This is a genomic window from Pelagibius sp. (assembly GCF_965227505.1).
Lineage (GTDB): Bacteria > Pseudomonadota > Alphaproteobacteria > Kiloniellales > Kiloniellaceae > Pelagibius.
The window spans coordinates 3318982-3337987 of record NZ_OZ245757.1 but is presented as its reverse complement, the minus strand read 5'-3'; the positions used below and the strand labels follow the sequence as shown (position 1 = coordinate 3337987).

At 60.0% G+C, this 19006-nt stretch carries 19 protein-coding genes; 13 read left to right on the top strand and 6 right to left on the bottom strand.

Translation table 11 applies throughout. The features are described from left to right. Positions 1–107 precede the first annotated feature (107 nt). The 5 genes from ACO06P_RS15860 (at position 108) to ACO06P_RS15840 (ending at position 3483) form a co-directional block, all read left to right on the top strand. Positions 108–785, top strand: a complete 678-nt coding sequence (locus ACO06P_RS15860; protein WP_420346201.1) for a response regulator transcription factor — start codon at positions 108–110, stop codon at positions 783–785. Further along, entirely contained in the window at positions 782–2122 is a 1341-nt protein-coding gene (locus tag ACO06P_RS15855) for a sensor histidine kinase (protein WP_420346200.1), read from the top strand. The genes ACO06P_RS15860 and ACO06P_RS15855 overlap by 4 nt, the downstream gene beginning before the upstream one ends. Positions 2123–2205: 83 nt before the next feature. Next, entirely contained in the window at positions 2206–2343 is a 138-nt protein-coding gene (locus ACO06P_RS15850) for a hypothetical protein (RefSeq protein ID WP_420346199.1), read from the top strand. Positions 2344–2395: 52 nt separating this feature from the next. Then, on the top strand, positions 2396–2737 hold the full coding sequence (locus tag ACO06P_RS15845) for a NirD/YgiW/YdeI family stress tolerance protein (RefSeq protein WP_420346198.1): 342 nt from the start codon (positions 2396–2398) through the stop codon (positions 2735–2737). A gap of 119 nt (positions 2738–2856) precedes the next feature. Continuing rightward, positions 2857–3483 carry an exopolysaccharide biosynthesis protein gene (locus ACO06P_RS15840; protein ID WP_420346197.1) on the top strand — a complete coding sequence of 209 codons (627 nt, stop codon included), beginning with the start codon at positions 2857–2859 and terminating at the stop codon, positions 3481–3483. Between the two features lie 257 nt (positions 3484–3740). On the opposite strand, the gene ACO06P_RS15835 is transcribed toward ACO06P_RS15840, so the two are convergent. The 3 genes from ACO06P_RS15835 to ACO06P_RS15825 all read right to left on the bottom strand — a co-directional run bounded on the left by ACO06P_RS15835 (position 3741) and on the right by ACO06P_RS15825 (position 5767). Then, positions 3741–4142: a hypothetical protein gene (locus ACO06P_RS15835; protein WP_420346196.1), complete on the bottom strand. Its 402-nt coding sequence runs from the start codon at positions 4140–4142 to the stop codon at positions 3741–3743. 99 nt (positions 4143–4241) lie between these two features. Next, positions 4242–5057 (bottom strand): hypothetical protein, encoded by an 816-nt coding sequence (locus ACO06P_RS15830; RefSeq protein WP_420346195.1) that lies wholly within the window; start codon positions 5055–5057, stop codon positions 4242–4244. Between the two features lie 20 nt (positions 5058–5077). Beyond that, on the bottom strand, positions 5078–5767 hold the full coding sequence (locus ACO06P_RS15825; protein WP_420346194.1) for a HupE/UreJ family protein: 690 nt from the start codon (positions 5765–5767) through the stop codon (positions 5078–5080). A gap of 230 nt (positions 5768–5997) precedes the next feature. Between ACO06P_RS15825 and ACO06P_RS15820 the strand changes: the two genes are divergently transcribed. Then, positions 5998–6333, top strand: coding sequence for a hypothetical protein (locus ACO06P_RS15820; protein WP_420346193.1), 336 nt, complete (start codon positions 5998–6000; stop codon positions 6331–6333). A gap of 166 nt (positions 6334–6499) precedes the next feature. On the opposite strand, the gene ACO06P_RS15815 is transcribed toward ACO06P_RS15820, so the two are convergent. Further along, entirely contained in the window at positions 6500–7444 is a 945-nt protein-coding gene (locus ACO06P_RS15815) for an alpha/beta hydrolase (protein WP_420349650.1), read from the bottom strand. 534 nt (positions 7445–7978) lie between these two features. Here ACO06P_RS15815 and ACO06P_RS15810 point away from each other — a divergent pair. Together ACO06P_RS15810 and ACO06P_RS15805 are read left to right on the top strand one after the other, a co-directional pair. Next, a complete protein-coding gene (locus tag ACO06P_RS15810; protein ID WP_420346192.1) occupies positions 7979–8815 on the top strand; it encodes a class I SAM-dependent methyltransferase in 837 nt (278 codons plus the stop codon). 541 nt (positions 8816–9356) lie between these two features. Then, entirely contained in the window at positions 9357–9788 is a 432-nt protein-coding gene (locus ACO06P_RS15805) for a cupin domain-containing protein (protein WP_420346191.1), read from the top strand. A 34-nt stretch (positions 9789–9822) separates the two neighbouring features. Here the strand turns inward: ACO06P_RS15805 and ACO06P_RS15800 are convergent, their stop codons facing one another. Further along, entirely contained in the window at positions 9823–10623 is an 801-nt protein-coding gene (locus ACO06P_RS15800; protein WP_420346190.1) for a helix-turn-helix transcriptional regulator, read from the bottom strand. Between the two features lie 86 nt (positions 10624–10709). Between ACO06P_RS15800 and ACO06P_RS15795 the strand changes: the two genes are divergently transcribed. After that, the gene (locus ACO06P_RS15795; RefSeq protein WP_420346189.1) at positions 10710–12290 is read left to right on the top strand and encodes an MFS transporter; all 1581 of its coding nucleotides are present in this window, start codon (positions 10710–10712) and stop codon (positions 12288–12290) included. A gap of 5 nt (positions 12291–12295) precedes the next feature. After that, positions 12296–12601, top strand: coding sequence for a LysR family transcriptional regulator (locus tag ACO06P_RS15790; protein ID WP_420349649.1), 306 nt, complete (start codon positions 12296–12298; stop codon positions 12599–12601). A 549-nt stretch (positions 12602–13150) separates the two neighbouring features. Here the strand turns inward: ACO06P_RS15790 and ACO06P_RS15785 are convergent. After that, a complete protein-coding gene (locus ACO06P_RS15785; RefSeq protein WP_420346188.1) occupies positions 13151–13957 on the bottom strand; it encodes a hypothetical protein in 807 nt (268 codons plus the stop codon). Positions 13958–14108: 151 nt separating this feature from the next. On the opposite strand from ACO06P_RS15785, the gene ACO06P_RS15780 reads away from it, so the two are divergent. The 3 genes from ACO06P_RS15780 to ACO06P_RS15770 all read left to right on the top strand — a co-directional run bounded on the left by ACO06P_RS15780 (position 14109) and on the right by ACO06P_RS15770 (position 18866). Beyond that, positions 14109–17318 carry a CHAT domain-containing protein gene (locus ACO06P_RS15780; RefSeq protein WP_420346187.1) on the top strand — a complete coding sequence of 1070 codons (3210 nt, stop codon included), beginning with the start codon at positions 14109–14111 and terminating at the stop codon, positions 17316–17318. A 677-nt stretch (positions 17319–17995) separates the two neighbouring features. Further along, the gene (locus tag ACO06P_RS15775) at positions 17996–18454 is read left to right on the top strand and encodes a hypothetical protein (protein WP_420346186.1); all 459 of its coding nucleotides are present in this window, start codon (positions 17996–17998) and stop codon (positions 18452–18454) included. Positions 18455–18518: 64 nt separating this feature from the next. Beyond that, positions 18519–18866, top strand: a complete 348-nt coding sequence (locus ACO06P_RS15770; protein ID WP_420346185.1) for a helix-turn-helix domain-containing protein — start codon at positions 18519–18521, stop codon at positions 18864–18866. Positions 18867–19006 lie beyond the last annotated feature (140 nt).

The window sequence follows — 19006 nt, the reverse complement described above, 5'->3', positions numbered from 1 at the left end:
ACGGGCGCCTTCACAGCCCCCTCCAGCCTTTCCCGGTTGGCATCGATGCCACCGCCGGTATCGTTGCCAGACACCGCCCCGCGCCACTGAACCGAAAGAGAAACGACATGCGCGTCCTGCTCGTCGAGGATCACCCACCGCTCGCAGAAGCTGTCAGGGATGCCTTGCGGCGCTCCGGTTTCACCGTTGACCATGTCAGCACGGCGCAAGAGGCGCGCGAGATGGCGGCAATCGCCGATTACGCCCTTGTCCTGCTCGATCTCGGCCTTCCGGACGGCGACGGGCTGCGGCTCCTGCCGGTTCTGCGCGACGGCGGCCGGGCGCCGGTCATCGTGCTGACGGCCCGGGATCAATTGGCGGACCGACTTGCGGGTCTGGATGGTGGGGCGGACGACTACGTGGTCAAGCCGGTCGAGATGCCCGAGCTCGTCGCACGTTGCCGCGCGGTCCTGCGGCGGCCCGGGGACCGCTCACACACGACACTCCGGATCGGAACGCTCTCGCTCGACTCGGCCGCGCGCAGCGTCAATGCAAACGATGTATCCATTCCGCTCGGTCGTCGAGAGGTTGCTGTCCTCGAACAACTCATGCGGTCCGCAGGGCGTGTCGTATCGCGGCGCGTTCTGGAGGAGGCGATTTATGGCTTCGACGATGAGGTGAGCCCGAATGCACTGGACGCCGCCGTGTCGCGGTTGCGCCGCGGTCTCGAGGCGGCGGGCTGTCCCTTGCCGATTGTCACGGTACGCGGTGTCGGTTGGATGCTGCCGCGGGAGGACGCGTCGTGAACGGCAGCGCGCCCTCGCTGGCGCAGATCCTGACCCGGCGGCTGACGGTCATCGCCGCCGCAGTCCTGCTGCTGAACATCGCGGTCGTCGGAACCTATTACGGATCTGACCGGCGGGAGCTGGAAACCCAAGCGATGGTGCACGAGATGGAGCGGTTAAAGGCGGCACTTGAAGGAACAGAAATTCCAGAAGACGCATCAGCCCGTGCACTTTATGCCGATCACCCGGCGGCCTATGCCTTTGCGCTGGTGGATCGTGGTGGCACAGTCCTTGATGCCATGAATCGCGGACTGATCCCTCCTGCCGCGACCGACATCTACGCAGACAACTGGATCACCCGGCTGAATACGCCTGAGGGGCCGATGCTCGTCGCCGGGCACGAGTTTGCGAAGAGGTCGGACGGCTTGCGTGTCGTTTTCGTGATGGCGTCTGATTCGGCAAATCTCCTGCGGCGCGCTTTCCTCAGCGAGTTCTACAAGCACGTTTGGCTCCCGATCCTGCCCGTGGCGTTACTGCTCATCGGAGCGAGCGCCTTCTTGATTCGCCGTGGCCTCGCGCCGATTGCGGATGCTGCCGAATGGGCCCGCACTCTGCGCCCCGGCGCGCCAACGCCGCCCCCATCCATGGCCAGGGCCCCCGCCGAGATTGCCGACCTTGTCGATGCCACGCAAAGGGCACTCGACCGCCTTGCCACGGCGCTCGCAGCCGAAAAGCGCCATGCCGCCGAGGCCGCGCATGCACTGCGGACGCCGGTCGCCGTGTTGGTCGCACGGCTTGACGCGCTGCCACCGGGAGAGACAACGGATCGCCTGCGCGCGGACCTCTCCGCTCTGTCGCGCACCGTGAAGCAGGTGCTCGCCGCGTCGCGGACGGACGTGCTGGACGTGCCGGACGGGACCGCCGTGGACCTGCGCCGAACCGCCGAGACGGTCGCGGCGGCGCTCGCCCCGTTCGCCTATTCGAAGGGGATCGAGCTGTCGCTTGCCCTGCCAGACGACCCTGTGATGGTGCGCGCCGACGCCGAGGGCGTGGAGGTGGCGCTTTCCAATCTCGTCGAGAACGCCATCCTCCACGGTCGCATCGGTCCGGTCGAGATCTCCGTCGGCCCCGGCCCCGTCCTTCGGGTACGCGATCACGGGCCGGGCCTTCCTCCGGGCGCGCAGGATCATCTCTTCGAGCCGTTCTGGCGCGGTCCGGATGCGGTACCGGGTGGCGCAGGCCTTGGCCTTGCCATCGTTGACCGCCTGCAGAGTGCGCAGGGTGGCGACGTCGCGGTGCGCACCCCTGCTGGTGGCGGGTGCGAATTCCTGCTCACCTTCCGCCCGGCGACACTCTGACATCCCGTCAGACTGCGGTCAGACTCACCCCCGATAAATACGCTCATCGGATCGACAGACAATCGAAGAAGAAGGAGCGAATCATGAACGAAGTCCAGAAATTCAACCTGCGTCAGGCTGGTGCATGGCTGTCTGGCGAAGTCGAAATCCGCGTTCCCAAGAAATGGCTGGCCTTTGGTGCTGTCGCCATTGCCGTCCTGCTGGTGGTCGCGCTCGACTGACCTGCGCGTAGTCCTCAACCAAGCCCTCTCTCAGATCGAAAGGAGCAGCAAGATGAAGATTCTTGCCACTGCCGCCATACTTGCAGTGCTTTTCACCACCCCCCCAGCCATGGCCAACCCGATCACGCCCATCGCAGACGCGCAGCGTGGCACGATGGTCACCGTGCAAGGCACGGTCGAACGGATCACCGACGAAGACGAATTCCGACTTGCCGACGCAAGCGGCAGCATCCGCATCTATGTGGGGCCGAACTGGGTTCCTGCCGATGTGGGTGAGACCGTCATCGTCAACGGCTTTGTCGATGACGACCTTATCGGCCCACGCGAGATCTATGCGCGCAGTCTGACGCGCGCTGACGGCTCGGTAGTTGCCTTCGAGCGGCGCTACGATTGATAGTTGTTCGGCCGGGGCGGCAGCAGGTCCGGCATGCTGCCGCCATAGCTCCGGTGCCTGACCGGACCCTGCCGCTTGCGTCAGCGCATCTTCTTCCATCTTGAGTCCCAGAGCCCCTCATGACGCAACGCATTGGAGCGAAACCCACGGTAACGGCCTCGCATCTGTTTCAGCAGATGTGCAGGCGTTTCGAGGGAGCCAGCCCAACCTTGGGAGAGGTGGCACAATTTGCAGGGCCGCAAGCATCTGCGCTGCTCTTGCTTCTTCTCACCCTCCCCGAAGCCTTGCCGCTGCCCGTGGCGGGAATGTCCACGATCCTTGCGATACCTCTGATCTTTGTCTCGGTCCGGATGATCCGTTACGGAGGAGAGATTCAGCTGCCCGTTTGGCTGTGCCAACGGACGATTCCCGTACGGCTGTTTCAGGGCGTGGCCGCGCGTCTGGTTACCCTGCTGCGTCACTTGGAGCGCGTGTCACGTCCGCGATGGCACGGAATGGTCGACGCAACCAGGTCGATAGGGGCGGCGTGTCTTGTCCTCGCATTCGTTATCGCGCTTCCAATCCCGTTTGGAAACCTGCTGCCCGCGCTCTGCATCGTCGGGATCGCAGTGGGCATGCTGCAGCGGGACGGCATCATTGTCGCCGTCTCGCTGGCCGCCGGGGGATTTGTCGTGGCTGGTCTTTCAACCGCTCTCGTGCTGGCGGGGGGTGCCGCGCTATCGGCCGTGGATAACCTCGGAACCTGAAAGCAGCCGCTTCGCGACTGGCCTGAAGACGGGGATTTTGGCCCGCAAGACATTACGTAGCACCCGGATGAGTGCATTGCTCGACAAGCATTTCAGTCCCGCAAGGAACCCCGTCCCGATCGTGCGCGCGGCCGTCCAGAGAGACGGCGAACGCGCAGACTTGGTGACGGAGAGTGTGGGATTCGAGCCCCGCGTGCCGCGCGCTGGCATTGTCGTCCACCTCTGCTTCCGCGTCGTGCCGTCGGCTACCTATCCCGTCAGCGCTGCGGCCGCGTCTGCTCATCGATCCAGCGGCGCACCTGTGTCAGGACTTCACCCATGTGCGAGCGGCCTTGCGGATCGACCATGGCGTGATCCCAGGTTTCGAACTCCCAATAGGTGAGGCGGTGCTCCTGGCCGGCAGCAACAAAAGCATCGCGGGTTGCACGTGCGGCCTCGACGGGCGCTGACTTGTCCCTCCCGCCGTGTATGAGAAGCACGGGAATGTCCGCCTTCAGCAGATCATCGGAGAACCGGCGGTCGAGAACATCCCGCCACCAGTTGTAGGAGACGCCACCCAGCACGCCCGCGGCGTCCGGATCGCTCCGAATTCCGTCGAACGCAGCGCGCATCTGCTCCATCGCAGGCGGGGGCGCGACCAGCGGAAGGAACTCCGCCATGGTGAGCCCGGTTCCGGTGGAGAGCACAACAACGGCGTCCGCCAAAGCCGGCAGGAAGCTACCGCGCCAGCCGGGACTCGGCTGGCGCGGCAGGGTTTGTCACGGCGCGATCATCTGAGAATAGTCACCGCGCGTGCGCAGCGTGAAAGTTACGGGCGCATCGGTGCGGTTTCGCCAGAACCATCCGTGATTGCCGGTGAAGGCGGCGACCAGTTCACCTTGCTGCCCCGGCACGCCGCGGCCCTGTTCGTAGGTAATGCGCTGTCCGCTACCGTCACCATGGGTGTCGTGATTGAGCACGGCACCGTTCGCCGTCCATTCGAATGCCGCCACCGCACCCTCGGTCATGGCGAGTTTGATCTCGATCCCCTCGGTGGGGGCGAGCGTATAGCTGACTTCGTCGCGCCACTCCGTTTCGGCGGCCACTTCCGGCGCGGCAGGCACGGCCACCTCCGCCGGCGCGGGGGCTGGCGCCGCTGTTGACGCTGCACCGACTGCGGCCACGATCCCGGCCAGCCGTGCATCGATGGAGTCAAGCCGCGCCACAAGGGCCGGATCGGCCGAAACCTGAGCCGCCGCCGCCTGCGCGGCGAGCACGGCATCGTCCTCGGCAGCTTCGCTGTAAAGCTGCTGCTTGATCTCGCCCATCTGGGTCAGCCCCATGGCACGGCCAAGCCCGGTCAGGTCAAGGCCGTACTCGGCCGGAAGCCAGAACAGCACAAGGACGACCCCGGCCGCCACGGCCGAACCGAGCGTTGCCCGGATCAAGCCGCCCGCGGTCACGTCGATTCCTTGGATATGCCCCGCTGTGTCGGACCCCGACGCAGAGGTGCGCCCTGCGGATTGGGGATGAACCGGAGCGCCGGCAGCATCGCCGGCAGTATCGCCGGCAGTATCGAAAGACTGGTTTTGCATTTTTCAGAGTCTCCTGCCGCTCAGGTAGCGACGAAATAGCCGGTGATTTGCAGCCCCATCAGGGCGAAGCCAGCCGTCATCAACACAACGTTCACCGCGTAGGCCTGCCGCGCGAAGGATGCCATGGCGCGCCAATAGCGCATCACGACGAGGATCGCTGCCAGCGCCAGGAGCTGCCCAACCTCTACGCCGACATTGAAGGCGATGAGGTTCGGCCAGAGCCCGTCGGGTGAGATCTCGTAGTCGATGATCCGCGAAGCGAGGCCGAAGCCGTGTAAGAATCCGAAGATCAGCGTGGCGGCCTTGGTCGAGGGCTGAAACCCAAACCAGCGCGGAAAGGCACCGAGGTTGTCGAGTGCCTTGTAGACCACCGAGAAGCCGATAATCGCGTCGATGATGTAACTGCTGATCCCGAAGTCGAGCCAGACACCCAACAGCATGGTCGTCGAGTGGCCGATGGCGAAGAGCGAGACGTAGATCCCGATCTGCTTCATCCCGTAGAGGAAGAAGATCACGCCGAAGAGAAAAAGAAGGTGATCGTAACCCGTCACCATGTGTTTGGCGCCGAGATAAACGAACGGGATGAGATGAAACCCGGAGACCTCTTGAATGTAACCCTTGTCGCCAAGTGTGACGGCATGGGCGAGGGCCGTATCGGCCCAAAGGAGGGATGCTGCGACGGCAAGCAGAAGGACGGGGGCGCGGGGCACCCACATCCTCCGGCGGCGCGGCGCGGCCGGTAGACTTGTCATGTGCTGTTCCTATGTCTGAACCGTTGGTCTGACGCCAGGAAGGCGCGGCCTAGATCAGCTCAGACAAAACGCGGCGGACGCTTCGGCCCGTCACGCGGAAGGCCATGAAAAGAGGTGATAGTCGGGTGCGGCGCACCACTTGCCGCGGGCCACTCCGTCTGTCCGGGCTGGTCAGCCAAGGACTGAAGTTGGTGTTCATGGTCGGTCGCGTCATGACCGCCAAGCGGACCGCCCGGCAGATCGCTGCTGGGATCGCCTCCAACTTGGCTGTGGGTATGGGTATGGTCATGCGCCGCGCCCGCTGCGGCTATCCCGGCAGCGGCGGCATGAGCAGCTGGGCCATGGGAGAGGATCACGACGATCGGCGCAGCGAACAACGCCACGACGATCGCGAGCGCAATCACTCGACGCGCCAAACGCCACATTCCTCGTGGTCGGAGCTTTTGGTCCATGCACCGCCCAATGCTCTGCTGCATGCGCGCAGCCTTGTCTCGTCCCCTTCGGGAGCAGTCTTGTGTTTATGACAGAACTCTATCGGCACGCAAGCCAGGGATTGGGTTCGAAACTGGCCGTTGGATGTGAAGCGGTCCTTTGGGATGGCGGAACGAGTGAGGTTCGAGCCCCGCGTGCCGCGCGCTGGCATTGTCGTCCACCTCTCCTTCCGCGTCATGCCGTCGGCTACCTATCCTGTCAGCGCTGCGGCCGCGTCTGCTCATCGATCCAGCGGCGCACTTGTGTCAGGACTTCACCCATGTGCGAGCGGCCTTGCGGATCGACCATGGCGTGATCCCAGGTTTCGAACTCCCAATAGGTGAGACGGCGCTCCTGGCCGGCAGCAACAAAGGCATCGCGGGTTGCACGTGCGGCCTCGACGGGCGCTGACTTGTCCCTCCCGCCGTGTATGAGAAGCACGGGAATGTCCGCCTTCAGCAGATCATCGGAGAACCGGCGGTCGAGAACATCCCGCCACCAGTTGTAGGAGACGCCACCCAGCACGCCCGCCGCGTCCGGATCGCTCCGAATTCCGTCGAACGCAGCGCGCATCTGCTCCATCGCAGGCGGGGGCGCGACCAGCGGAAGGAACTCCGCCATGGTGAGCCCGGTTCCGGTGGAGAGCACAACAACGGCGTCCGTCTCTACGGCCTCGTGGGCAAGAACCGATACGACGGCGCCCCCTTCTGAGCCACCGAAGAGGACGAGGTCGCCGTCGAAGAGACGCCGCTCTTTGAGGTCCTCGAGGACTGCCGCAACATCGGCCACACGCTGACTGACCGTGTGACTTTCCAGATAGGTATCCGAACACCCCTCGATGCGCTCTGTCAGCACATCCGCGGGCGCGACACCGGCTTTTTCGACGGTAAGAACGGCGTAGTCCGAAAGGATCTCCGCCAGCATTGCGACGGAGGGGCTCGACCGCGCGGGTGAGCAACCCGACCCTTGAGCAATCAGCACAACCCGGTTGGGACGGTCTTGGGCGGCGTTGGACAGTGTCCAGTGGATCCGGGAGCCGTCAGCCCGCGCCGTCATATCGGCGATTTCCCTGGCGGCGCTATGGCCGGCCGTCCAGGCCGAGGCGACCAACAGAACAGCCAGGGCAAGCGCGCACTTCGGGTTAACAGGTCTGAGATGCATCATCACTCCTTATCTCGGTTGCCGAAGAAGCCCTCCTTCGCCGAGGCTTCGGAGGGCAGCCACGCTCCAATCTCGCTTCTGCAGGCTTTGTGGCGTAAGCCAGCCAAAGCGCAAAGCGCGAAGGCTGGCGGAGAGGTTGGGATTCGAACCCCGCGCTCCGCGCGTAGGCCCAATGGTGTGGGTTCGAAACCCACCCTTCGACGAGGAACGTCTCTGGGATATGGCGGGCCATACGCGACAAAAATGCGAACTATTCCTTCGCTATAGCGCTACGATAGTACGACCGCCTGGCGCGCGGTATTTTTCAGTGGCGCGAAGTCGTGCGCGGGCATACTACGCTGGCACATCGCGGTTACGGACCTTCCGGACGCAGTGCTGCCCACGACAGCTTTGAGCCCAATGTGTCGTCAAATGCTGCGGTGAACGCGAACGGCTGCATCTGCGGCCCGTGCCGGACATCGCGCTTGTCTTCTACCAACTACACCACGTCCCGGGACACGACCGTTCCGGGTAATCCTGATTGTTGAAATGACCCCGATGTTTGAAGAACTGTCCGAAATCCATCGAAAACCGAATTTGTTTTCCGTCTACACGGCGGAGACATTGTGGACCGAGCCGCACTTGGCCCAGCAAATGCTCAAGACGCATCTGGACCAGACGACCCCGCTTGCATCGCGCCCTCTGCACATCATCGATCAAACAGTGCAGTGGCTTGATGAGAAATTTGGCCTGAACGGCAAAAGAATTTGCGATTTGGGCTGCGGTCCAGGCTTGTATGCGGAACGATACGCGCAACGTGGGGCGCAGGTTGAGGGCATGGATTTTTCCGCCAGTTCCATCGAGTACGCCACCTTGAACTCCGATCCAGGCCGCGGCTCACTTGCGTTTCGACGAGCCAATTACCTCACCGACGCACTTCCAACACAACAGGATTTGATAACACTCATCTATTGCGATTTCTGCGTCCTTTCCCCTTCTCAACGCGCGGCCTTGTTGGACAAGGTGCACCGCTCGCTCAATTCTGAAGGCTCTTTTGTCTTCGATGTGTCTTCAATGAAGGCTTTTGAAACCGTCTCTGAGGGAATTGTCTTTGCGCGCAACTACATGGATGGGTTTTGGACGGCCGATGAATGCTACGTCTTTCATAGCACTTGGAAGTACGAAACTGCTGCTGTTTCCCTTGACCTTTTCACCATCGTAGAAGAGCAGAAAACATGGCGTGTCTACAACTGGTTGCAGCACTTTTCCCAAAGCACCCTCGAGGCTGAGCTGAAATCACGTGGCTTTGAAATTGACGACATAAGCAACAGATTTGATGCGAGTGACACAGAGGCTCATTCGTTCACAGTCGTTGCGAGACGATTCGGAAGCTGAGGTTGGAACCGACGTGGCCGATGGCCGCTTTGTCCGCAATACAGTAATCGAACCAGTGTAGTCGAACGTCGCGCAATCGGCGGTGAATGGCGGGCCACGCGAGACAAAAATGCGAACTATTCCCTCGCCATAGCCCTACGGTAGAGGCGCTTCGGGGTTCGATAAGACGCGTTGTTGTTCGCTATGCACAGCTAAAGCACTACCTCATAGCAATCGGATACGAAACAGCTTGATCAGAATCTTCTCTAAAGTCGCCGCAGCTTAGCGTTTTAATTTGCAAATCGGATCGTCAGACGCCGCCTTACTAAGCGCCTGATTGAGGCCTTCAACAGGTTTGTGTGAACCCGATGCACCGGAATTGCAGCTGGCTAGTGACGCCTTCATGCCAATACGTCTCAAATTAAGAGCAATAAGCTGGCAGCGAGAGTAATAGGATAATTTCTTCCATTGTGCGGGTATTCGGGGGCTGTCTATTTCTTCAGCGCCACAAGGAATTTGTCATAACGGTCGGCGTTCTCGCTCTCCACGTGACGCTCGCTTTATGGCCATGACCATCACACGGAAGGCAGAACAAATGACAGTCCAACTTCTCAAGAACGAGAGCCTCGAAGAACTTCAATATCAGGACCTTAAAGTATTCGTAGCTGATGCGATCGGCCCGAAAAGCAGCTCGTCGATGACAGCCGGCTATGCCAGGTTCGAGGTGGCCGGCGAACGAATGGAATGGTCTTTTTCATATGACGAGGTGCTCTATATCACACACGGCGCAATCACGATCCATTTCGATGGCAAGTCGGTGACGGGTCGGCCCGGTGAGATGATCTTCATCGAGAAGGGCACGAAGGTCGTCTATGAGACCGCAGAGGACGGGTCCGCACTCGTTTATGTCAGCTACCCCGATTGGCAGGCGACACAGTCGGATTCGGAGTTCAAGCAGTTGATGGATCGCTTTCATCCGGTCGAGGAGAAGTAAGAACTGTGAAATACCCGGCTCTTCCGGGTCGTTGTTATGCTGAGGTCGAGAAATAAACGATCATCTTGAGGTGGCGGTGCTCATCCACGGTCAGCAGTTGGTGAGTGAAACTGAGAAGCGTGTCGTCGTCGTCGGCCAGCAGAGCGCTGACGCCTCTGGCGCAGATGTCCATGCCGGGTTGTTCCATCCAGCGGCGGAAGTCGGGCGACACCTTTTTCAGGTCTTCGACCAGCCAAAGCATGTCCGGATCGTCCGGCGCGGCGGCCAGATCGTAGCGGAACTGCGCGACTAGCCGGGGTGCGTCCTCCTTCCATTCAGGCAAGCGGCGCCGCAGGTCCGGATCGGCAAAGACCATGCGGATGATGTTGCGGTCGCGTTGATCCCGATCGGAGAAGGTGAACAGATGGTCGGCCGCCGCATTCCAGGCGATGACGTCCCAGCGGAGATTGGACACGTAAGCCGGCCGTTCGGTGAGATCATCCAGCAATTGCTGAACCAACGGGTCGACCGATGGCCATTGACGGGCTTCAGGCGGTGGCGGTCGCCTATGGGCCAGCAGGAAGAGATGGCTGCAATCGGCATCGCCCAGCTTTAGCGCTTTGGCTATTTTGAGAAGAAAACTCTCCGACACCTGAATGTCGCGGCCCTGCTCAAACCATGTGTACCAGGTGAGCCCGACGCCGGCGAGTGCGGCGACCTCCTCGCGCCGGAGCCCCGGCGTGCGTCGCCCGCCAGTGGTCGGCAGGCCGACATCGGCCGGGGTGAGTGCTTTCCTGTGGCGCGTGACGAACTCAGAGAGGTCGGGTTTGTCGCGCGCAAGGGTCCGGCCAGACAAAACCATTACTCCTAATAATAGGATGATTTCTTATATTGTAACAGTTTTAATCTAGCTGAATTGTCCGCCTCAGACAAGGAGGCGACATGACAGTTCATCACGACGGCACGGTTTCTCATCCAGCAACGGCGGCTCAATCCAAGGCGCCATCGCCCGCCAGGGCCGGCGTGCGCCAATGGCTGGGGCTGGCGCTGCTTTCGCTGCCCACCATCTTACTTGGCCTCGACCTGACCCTGTTGCATCTGGCGCTGCCGGCGTTGGCTGCCGATCTGCAAGCAACCAGTACACAGGCGCTTTGGATCATGGACGCTTATGGCTTCATGATCGCAGGCTTTCTCATCACCATGGGCACGCTCGGCGACCGGATCGGACGGCGCAAGCTGTTATTGATCGGCTCCGTCGCCTTCGCAATCGCTTCGGTGATTGCAGCGTTTTCGACCAGCGCCCCCATGCTGATTGCCGCAAGGGCGGCTCTCGGCGTCGCAGGCGCCACCTTGATGCCATCCACCCTGGCGCTCATTAGCAACCTCTTCGCCGATCCACGTGAGCGCGCGGTCGGCTTCGGTGTCTGGGCCACGATGTTTGCCCTTGGTATGGCGATGGGACCAATCGTGGGCGGGGCGTTGCTTGAGCACTTCTGGTGGGGCGCCGGCTTCCTGCTTGCCGTACCCATTGTCGCTCTATTGCTTGTGCTTGCCCCTGTTCTGTTGCCCGAATATCGCGCGCCGAATGCCGGGCGGATCGATCTTGTCAGCGTGGTGATCTTGCTGGCCGCCATGCTGCCGGTGATCTACGGCATCAAACAGATTGCCAAGTTCGGGCTCAGCCTCGATGCGGTTGGCGCTGCTGTGGCAGGCGTCCTCTTCACCGTGCTCTTTGTTTGGCGGCAAAGGCGTCTTTCCGATCCGTTGCTCGATATGAGCCTGTTTGGCAGCAGAGCCTTCTCCGTCGCGCTGATCGTGCTGCTCTTCGGGCTGGTTGCGGTCGGTGGGACCATGTTGCTGGTGACGCAATATCTGCAACTGGTGGCCGGCTTTTCCCCGCTTGTTGCAGGTCTGTGGATGGGGCCGCCGGCGCTTGCGATGGTTGCCGCTGGCATCGGCGCGCCGCTTGTCGCGCATTATGTCCGGCCCGGTTTCGTCGTGTCCGCCGCGCTCGCTCTGTCGGTCGTCGGCTATCTGATGCTGACCCAATTGGGCGACGCCGCAACGGGTGTCGCCACGGTGATTGCCGGCTTCTCGCTGGCCTATCTTGGCCTTGGCACCATCGCTGCGCTGGGCACCGGTCTGGTGGTCGGATCGGCTCCAGCCGAGAAAGCCGGATCCGCCTCAGCCATGTCTGAAACGGTCCAGGACCTGGGCGTGTCGCTCGGCATCGCCATTCTCGGCAGTCTTGTCACCGCCATCTATCGGGGCACCATGCTTGACCGCATACCGGGCACGCTCGGCGAAGAGGCTCGCGCTGCGGTGAGCGACAGCCTCTGGGCGGCGTCCACAATCGCGGTGGACCTACCAGCCGGGCTGATCGAGGACGCACAGAACGCGTTCATATCAGGGTTCAATGGTGCGGCGATCTTCAGCGCCATCAGCGTGACGATCCTGGCCATCCTTGCGGCGGTGATGCTGCGGCACGTCGGAGCGCTTGGCCAACCTGACGAAAGGTCGTGAGTTCAATGGACCTGGGTCGTCTTCGCTATCTTCTGGCTGCGGCGGATGAGCTGGGCTTCAGGCGCGCAGCTGCAATGATAAGCGTGGGCCAGCCCGTCGTTTCGCAGCAAATCGCAGCGCTGGAAGACGAGCTCGGCGTCGCCCTGTTCGAGCGCAGAAGCACGGGTGCCCATCTGACCGAAGCCGGTCGCATGTTCCATGCTGACGCGCGAAGGCTCCCCGTTGATGTCGACCGGACGCAGGAGACGATCAAGGCAGCAGGTTTGGAACCAAAGGCCGTTTGCGCGTGGCGGTCTGCGAAGATGCCATGACGCCAACACTCGCGGCGATACTAGCGGATGGGGTGGGAGTCGAACCTCAAGCGCGCCGTCGGCGCGCGACCTACTTTTAGTCGTGGGTTCGCATCCCACGATGGATCGCGAAAGACTGGCAATGGCGGAGCGCGGGGTTCGAAACCCACCCTTCGACGAGGACTATCTCTGGGGTATGGCGGAGAGGGTGGGATTCGAACCCCGCGCTCCGCGCGTAAGCCTAATGGTGTGGGTTCGAAACCCACCCTTCGACGAGGAACATCTCTGAGATATGGCGGTGCGGACAGTCCACTGCGAACCAGTCTCTGACCGACGTTCCCTGATAAACAGGGAGAATACAGGGAAATTCGTCGATCCCGGCGCCTCTGTCGCGGTAGCGGGCCGAATAGCAACCATATTTCAGCGTCTTACCCGGGATTTCTCTAGATCAGGTAACAGGGAGCCAGGAGCGCCAAAACAGGCAAATTGCTGATGAAAACAGGGACGAAGGTAAGCGACAGGAAGAGTTGTTTCTCAGATTGATGAAGTGCTGTTGCGAACTACCGCCTCCTATTGCTGTTGCCACTCCTCCCATTCCTTCAGGCTGGATTTGAACGTCTCGATTTCATCGTCGCTCGGACGCTGGATAAGGTTGTCTCCTGCACTACGCTGAACGCGCGCTGACAAACCCTCTGAAATCGTTGTGAGTATCAGGAAGCGGGGCAACTGTTCCCTCGACTCCAACTCATAGCCACCTGAATCGTCGATTTTCAGAACATAGTCTTCGCTGGAGATATTGGAGATGTCTAACTTGCCCTCGTTGACTGTATTCGAGCGTATGTCGAGCTCTGCCAGCACTTGGCCACGAACTAAGAAGGCGGGGCGGTTGCCAATCGCACTTTGGCAATCCGCATCAGCAAGCTTTGCGTTTACATAGTTATCGCTTACGTCGCGTCCGGCAATGTCGCTTAATGCTATGGTTCCTTCGTCCGATAGGTTTATGCTCAGCCCAGGGGAACCGATGATCGCCAAAACTGGGTGCACACTCTCAGGGACACTCGCTCCGGCGTTAAAGCCACGTTTCATTGTCATAGTTGGCAATGATCCCCACTGAACTGGCTCCTGGTTCTGCGTCGCTTTGTCAAAAAGGCAAGCCTCAGTCATCGATCGAGCAGCTGGACGATCCTCACTCAGTTGTGGAAGAACGGTACCTTGCGGATGTGCAGCCAAAACAATTGGCACTATGCGGTAACTGGCGTCGCCACCTGCGGCATTTTCTAAGGCAACTGCGATTTCCCACATGGTTTCGACATAACCGTCGAGTTGCTGACCTGCCTCCTGCGCCTTTCGTGTTTCACAACCAGCAATTGCAAGCATCGCCACAACCGCTGCAGTGAGTGAGAAATAGGTCCCTAGATTGATCCGTATGCCCAAACATCCGGCGCGCCACATTTTCTTCCCCCCCCCAACCCTGCTAAGGTGAATTTCTTATAGCTTACGCTATCAGAGCTAGCAACGGAACTGGGATATGCGCTACTTCGCTTTGGCATCGCTCATCTTCTTTGGGATCAGCAATGTACACTTCTCTGGACCGGCACAGGCTGAACCGGTCTTTATCGAGTTTCAATTTGCCCAGTACCAGAGATTCAAAACAGAAATCTTTGAAGACATTGAGAAGCGAGCGAATTCTCGGATATCTGCGTTTTCGGCAGCGACGACTGAATCTGAACGTCGCAAAATGCAGATCGATCTTCTTAGGAGCCAGTCGGCTCTGACAAATGGCTATGCCGGGCGCTTTCGATTAACCGGAACTGAATATGAGCGAGCCTCCGCGCTTGCCAATCAGATCACTGATACGCTCATGACGGCTCCAATCGCGGACTTTCCTGAGGGCAGACGGCTTGTAACGTACAAGCATGAACATCTTAAGTTCGTTCTCTTAACGAGCCGAACCGGCAGAACTTCCGGTAGCAATCCGTTCCAGGACGACGTGAGGGACCAGGCAAGCGCAATGGTTGAGACGTTCGCGGTTCTCGATACGAACACTGCGGCGCATGCCTTGAAAGACGCTGGCATACCCGTAACTGACGTTTTTCTTGCGGTTAACCAGTTGACTGTGGCTTACGCGCGGCTGCGCAGTGGGCTGCCTGTTAAGCAGCGAAAAGAGCTGCTAGAGCAGGCAGACGAACTCGTTCAGATTCACTTCGGGGGTTGGCCCCGGGAGATCGGCGCCAATATCGTTGATATTGCTGAGGAGCTTCACAGACTGGGCGATGTGGACGCGCTCCTTTCTATGATTGAAACGATGAAAGCTGCGAGCGCCGATGTCACCAGAGCGACCGATTTTAAAGTTGCAAAAACCCGTGTTCGGTCTGTGAGTGCTTTCGCCGCGCTAGCTCTAGCCCGCCGCGGGGAGTTTAGGCGCGCAGCGCGCATCTACGAAAGTCTCTTCGATGATGATGGCTGGAGCCTCCGCGTAAGTCTATTGCCACCCAACGATGGACTTGCCTCACCCATTAGGCTCTCAGCAATATTGGCGGGTCAGGGCACTCAGCAGCCTCGCTGGTGTTCCGAATACGGCACGCTTATCGCCATCCTATTAAAGATCCATCCTCAGGTTGTCACAATCGACTCCTATCTCGACTTCATCACGCACCTAGCCAGCGCGGCAGAACGTTGCGGCAATGACAGCGGCTCGGCTATGCAACTCCTAAACCATGCGTGGTCGATGCGTGCTTATGCTGGTTATTCGCCAATTGAACAGCTTGTAGCAGCAGAGCGCGCGATAGTTCTTGGCTTCGAATCTGGACGTGTGACGGAGGTGGAAGGGCCAATCGAGTTCGCGCTGGACATCATCGCAAAGGTAGTTCCCGAAAGCGGAACTCCGGAGCAGAAATTCAATGCAGTAGCGGCGCTTGGTGCAGAGCTCGTCCTAGCTGGAGGAACTGGTGAGCTGTTCAGTTTGCTCGCAAAAATCATCAGCGATGAAGTTATTAACCGTACCCCAGTGTTGTACATGGCATATGCGGGTGTTTTGGCTCAAGAAAGCTCAGACGTATTGAAGCGTAATGCAGGCTCCATTGTTAAGCGAGGCCGTGATTTAGAGCGGCTACGAAAGAACACTGATTTGCTCCTTACTATAGCGCTGAATGATTTTCCGAATGACCATCTACTGGCCGAGATTGCATTGCTTGTGCTTACCGAGCGTCACTTACGACTACTTGATGACGAAGCGGAGCGTCTTGAGAAAGCACGAACCGAGGGATTGGATGAGCAAATGGCTGGACTGGACCAAGAGCTGTCCAGGATCGCTATGAGCTCGATGGCTGAACAGGCGTCCAGTGATTGGCTTTATGATTTCGAGGATAGATGGCTGAAACGCGGAATCCTGGAAGACAGACTAGCGCCGGAATTTGAGAAGGCGGAAGTCGGTCGACTTGGTGATGTCCGCGAAGCTTTACGTACATCGCTGGAGCCGAATGATGTGCTGGTCATTTACACCCGGTATCACCCATATACGCTGGATCCGAGGACATTGCAGTTTGTCAGGTCGGCCCCAGTATATGCTGCCGTGACCTTGTTTCCTGATGGCGAAGTTCGAGGTCGCTATCTGGCGGAAGCCGATGTCGTAGACGGCGGGATCAGATCGCTACGAGAGCTATTGTTGGTAGACAACACGGTGGATCACGTCGCTGAAGCGAGGAGCGTTGGGTCGGACCTATATAAGATGTTGCTCGCCCCCATCGTCGATATGGTTTCAGAGCATGGAATGGTCGCGCCCAATATTAAGATCGTGGCCGACGGGATGCTTCATTTGCTCCCCTTTCACGCGATGTCTCCAGACGGCAAAACCTTCCTCGTAGAGAACACCCACCTTACGGTGCAACAAATCGGGCAGATTCCTCGGCCAAGTGACAGCGGCAATCTAGCAACTGATGTTCGGTGTGGTGAAGGCGCGCTGATGATCGCGAATGCTAACTTCGATCATCCGTTTCATGTGTTTTCAGAGAGTGGCAGATTTGACCCCTCTGCGTTTCGCGGGCTGGAAGACTCTGGACAATTTGTGATGGGGCGCCGGCCATTTCTACCGTTGTGGAAGGATGCCGAACGTGAAGTGGCAGCTGTCAGGGCTCTAGACAAGAACCTTCTCCTGATGACCTACGACGAAGTTAATGAAGCACAACTCAAACAAACGGTGTTCCCGCGCATTGTCCATATGGCGACTCACGGATTTACCTTTAGTCCAACGACCATGATTTCCACCGGCGGCGGTTACTCCTCCCCTGGACGGCTCGCCGACAGTATGGAGGCCTCTAGCGCAACAGTTCTTTATTCGATGCATTTTTCTGGACTCGCTTTGGCCGGGGCAAATACTCGGATAGGCGAAGAGGATGGGTTGCTTACTGCGGCCGAGATTCGACACTTGGATATGCATTGTTCCGAATTGGTAGTGCTCTCAGCTTGTGACACTGGGGTGGGCAGCGTTATTGCTGGAGAGGGCGTTTTCGGCCTTAGGAGGGCTCTTTACTTAGCTGGAGCTCAGTCCACCGTAACAAGCCTGTGGAAGGTTTCTAGTGATAGCACCGTGGTATTCATGGAGCACTTTTACAGTGCCATGCGGAACGGTCGCTCTCCTGGTGACGCACTCCGTGAAGCTCAGCTTAGCATGCTCAGTGATCCGGCTACGAGTCACCCGTATTACTGGGCAGCCTTTGTCTTCCATCGAGCAGGACTCTAGCTACGCCTGGTTCAGCCAACCCTGTCCGAACTAAGTTGGCCGACAAGGCCTCGCAGTGTACGAGTTAGAGGCAAGGGTGTTGGCCTTAGATCGCCGGATTCGGCCAAGTCTCGATCTCGCCGAAGATTACCCTGCCCAGTTCCGACACTGTCCCCGGGGCTTCTCGAAGCGCCGACTTGCTCGCCCCATCCGAGAGTACGTTGCTGCAATACAAGACGCCTCGTCGAAGGGGGGCTTCTCAGTCGAACCTGCAACCATTACCTCACCAAGCTCCTCGACAATGCCCGCGTGGTGCGCTTCCTCGCCCGGCACCATGAAGAAGTCTTGGCTGAGTTCCAGCGCATCGCGGAAATGGAGACGACATCGGCATGAGAATCGTACTGGGATAGCGCATCTCGCCCGTTCACCCCTAGGGATCCACCTCGGTTCCGCAGGCTTGAAACGGCCTGTCCCGCGACCGCATGATCGCGCCGAGACGCCGGACGGCCAAAGCTGCCCATCCCGCCCCCTGCAGCTCAATTCGTCTTGACCTCTCCTGCTTCCTGAGCCCTTGGTGGACTGTCTATTGGTCCGGCGCGCATGGAGGCGCCTCGGGCCGAGAGTAAAAGCGGCGCGAGGGGGTGCTCGTAACACCCACCCCGCGCCTGACCACAACCCGACTAAGAAGGAGTCCGGTCATGGCTACCTATACCCTTAACACGAGGCTTTCCCGCCGCACCATGCTGGCCGGCGGCGCAGCCGCTTTCGGCATCACAGCGCCCATCGTCACATCCCCACCGGCCTCCGCTGCCAGCACCGAGGGCGATCTTCGGATCGCGCTACTGGCCGGGCGCCACCGATGTGCCACCGAGGCGGTGATCGACCTGATAAACGAGGCCGAGCGGCGGCACGGTCCCTTCGCCTATCAAGAATCTGAATACAGCGGGCGCTATCACGCATGCCTCGCCTTCAGAAAGCGCTGTACCGAGGCCTTAGCGCAAGCGCGTCCCAACAGCATCCAGGGAATCGTACTCAAGCTGCGGTCCGCCCTTTATTGCGACAGCCTCTACGAGTCTGACCTGGACTGCCACGACGAAACCATCTTGTTACCGGCGCTGCACGACCTGGAGCGCGTCGCGGCGGGCATGCGGGCCTGACCGGCAATAAGGCGGGACACCCGGTTTCTGCAACAGACCGAAAGTCCGGCCGCCGGTTGCCGCCATGGTGCTCGCAAAAGACGTCGGCCGTTGCCTGCGCGCCCTGCGCCAACAGCGCGGCTTGACCCAGGCGGCGCTTGCCGATGCGATCGGCCGGTCCGAGATCTCGATACGCGCCATCGAACGCGGCGCTTCCGCGCCCAGCTTCGTCACATTGGAGCCCCTCACCCGGGCCCTTGATGTCCCCGCCGCCGCGCTCTTTCCGAACGGCGACACCACCCCAACAACCGAACGCCAGGCACGCGATCTGGCTGCCCTCACCGCCCTCGCCCGTGATCTCCGCCAGGAAGACCTCGCAATAGCCCTGGATATCCTGCGGGCCGTCAGCCGGCGCCGAAATCCCAACCGCTGAAGCCAGCGTCTGGGTGTATTGAAGTTGGCTGTCTCTCGTCAATGCAGTGAACTTGACCGCCTGCAGTTACCATACAGCCGGAACGGCTGCGCGACGAAAATCCAGTATTGGGTCGAAGATGGGCTTAGCCTTGACGGTGC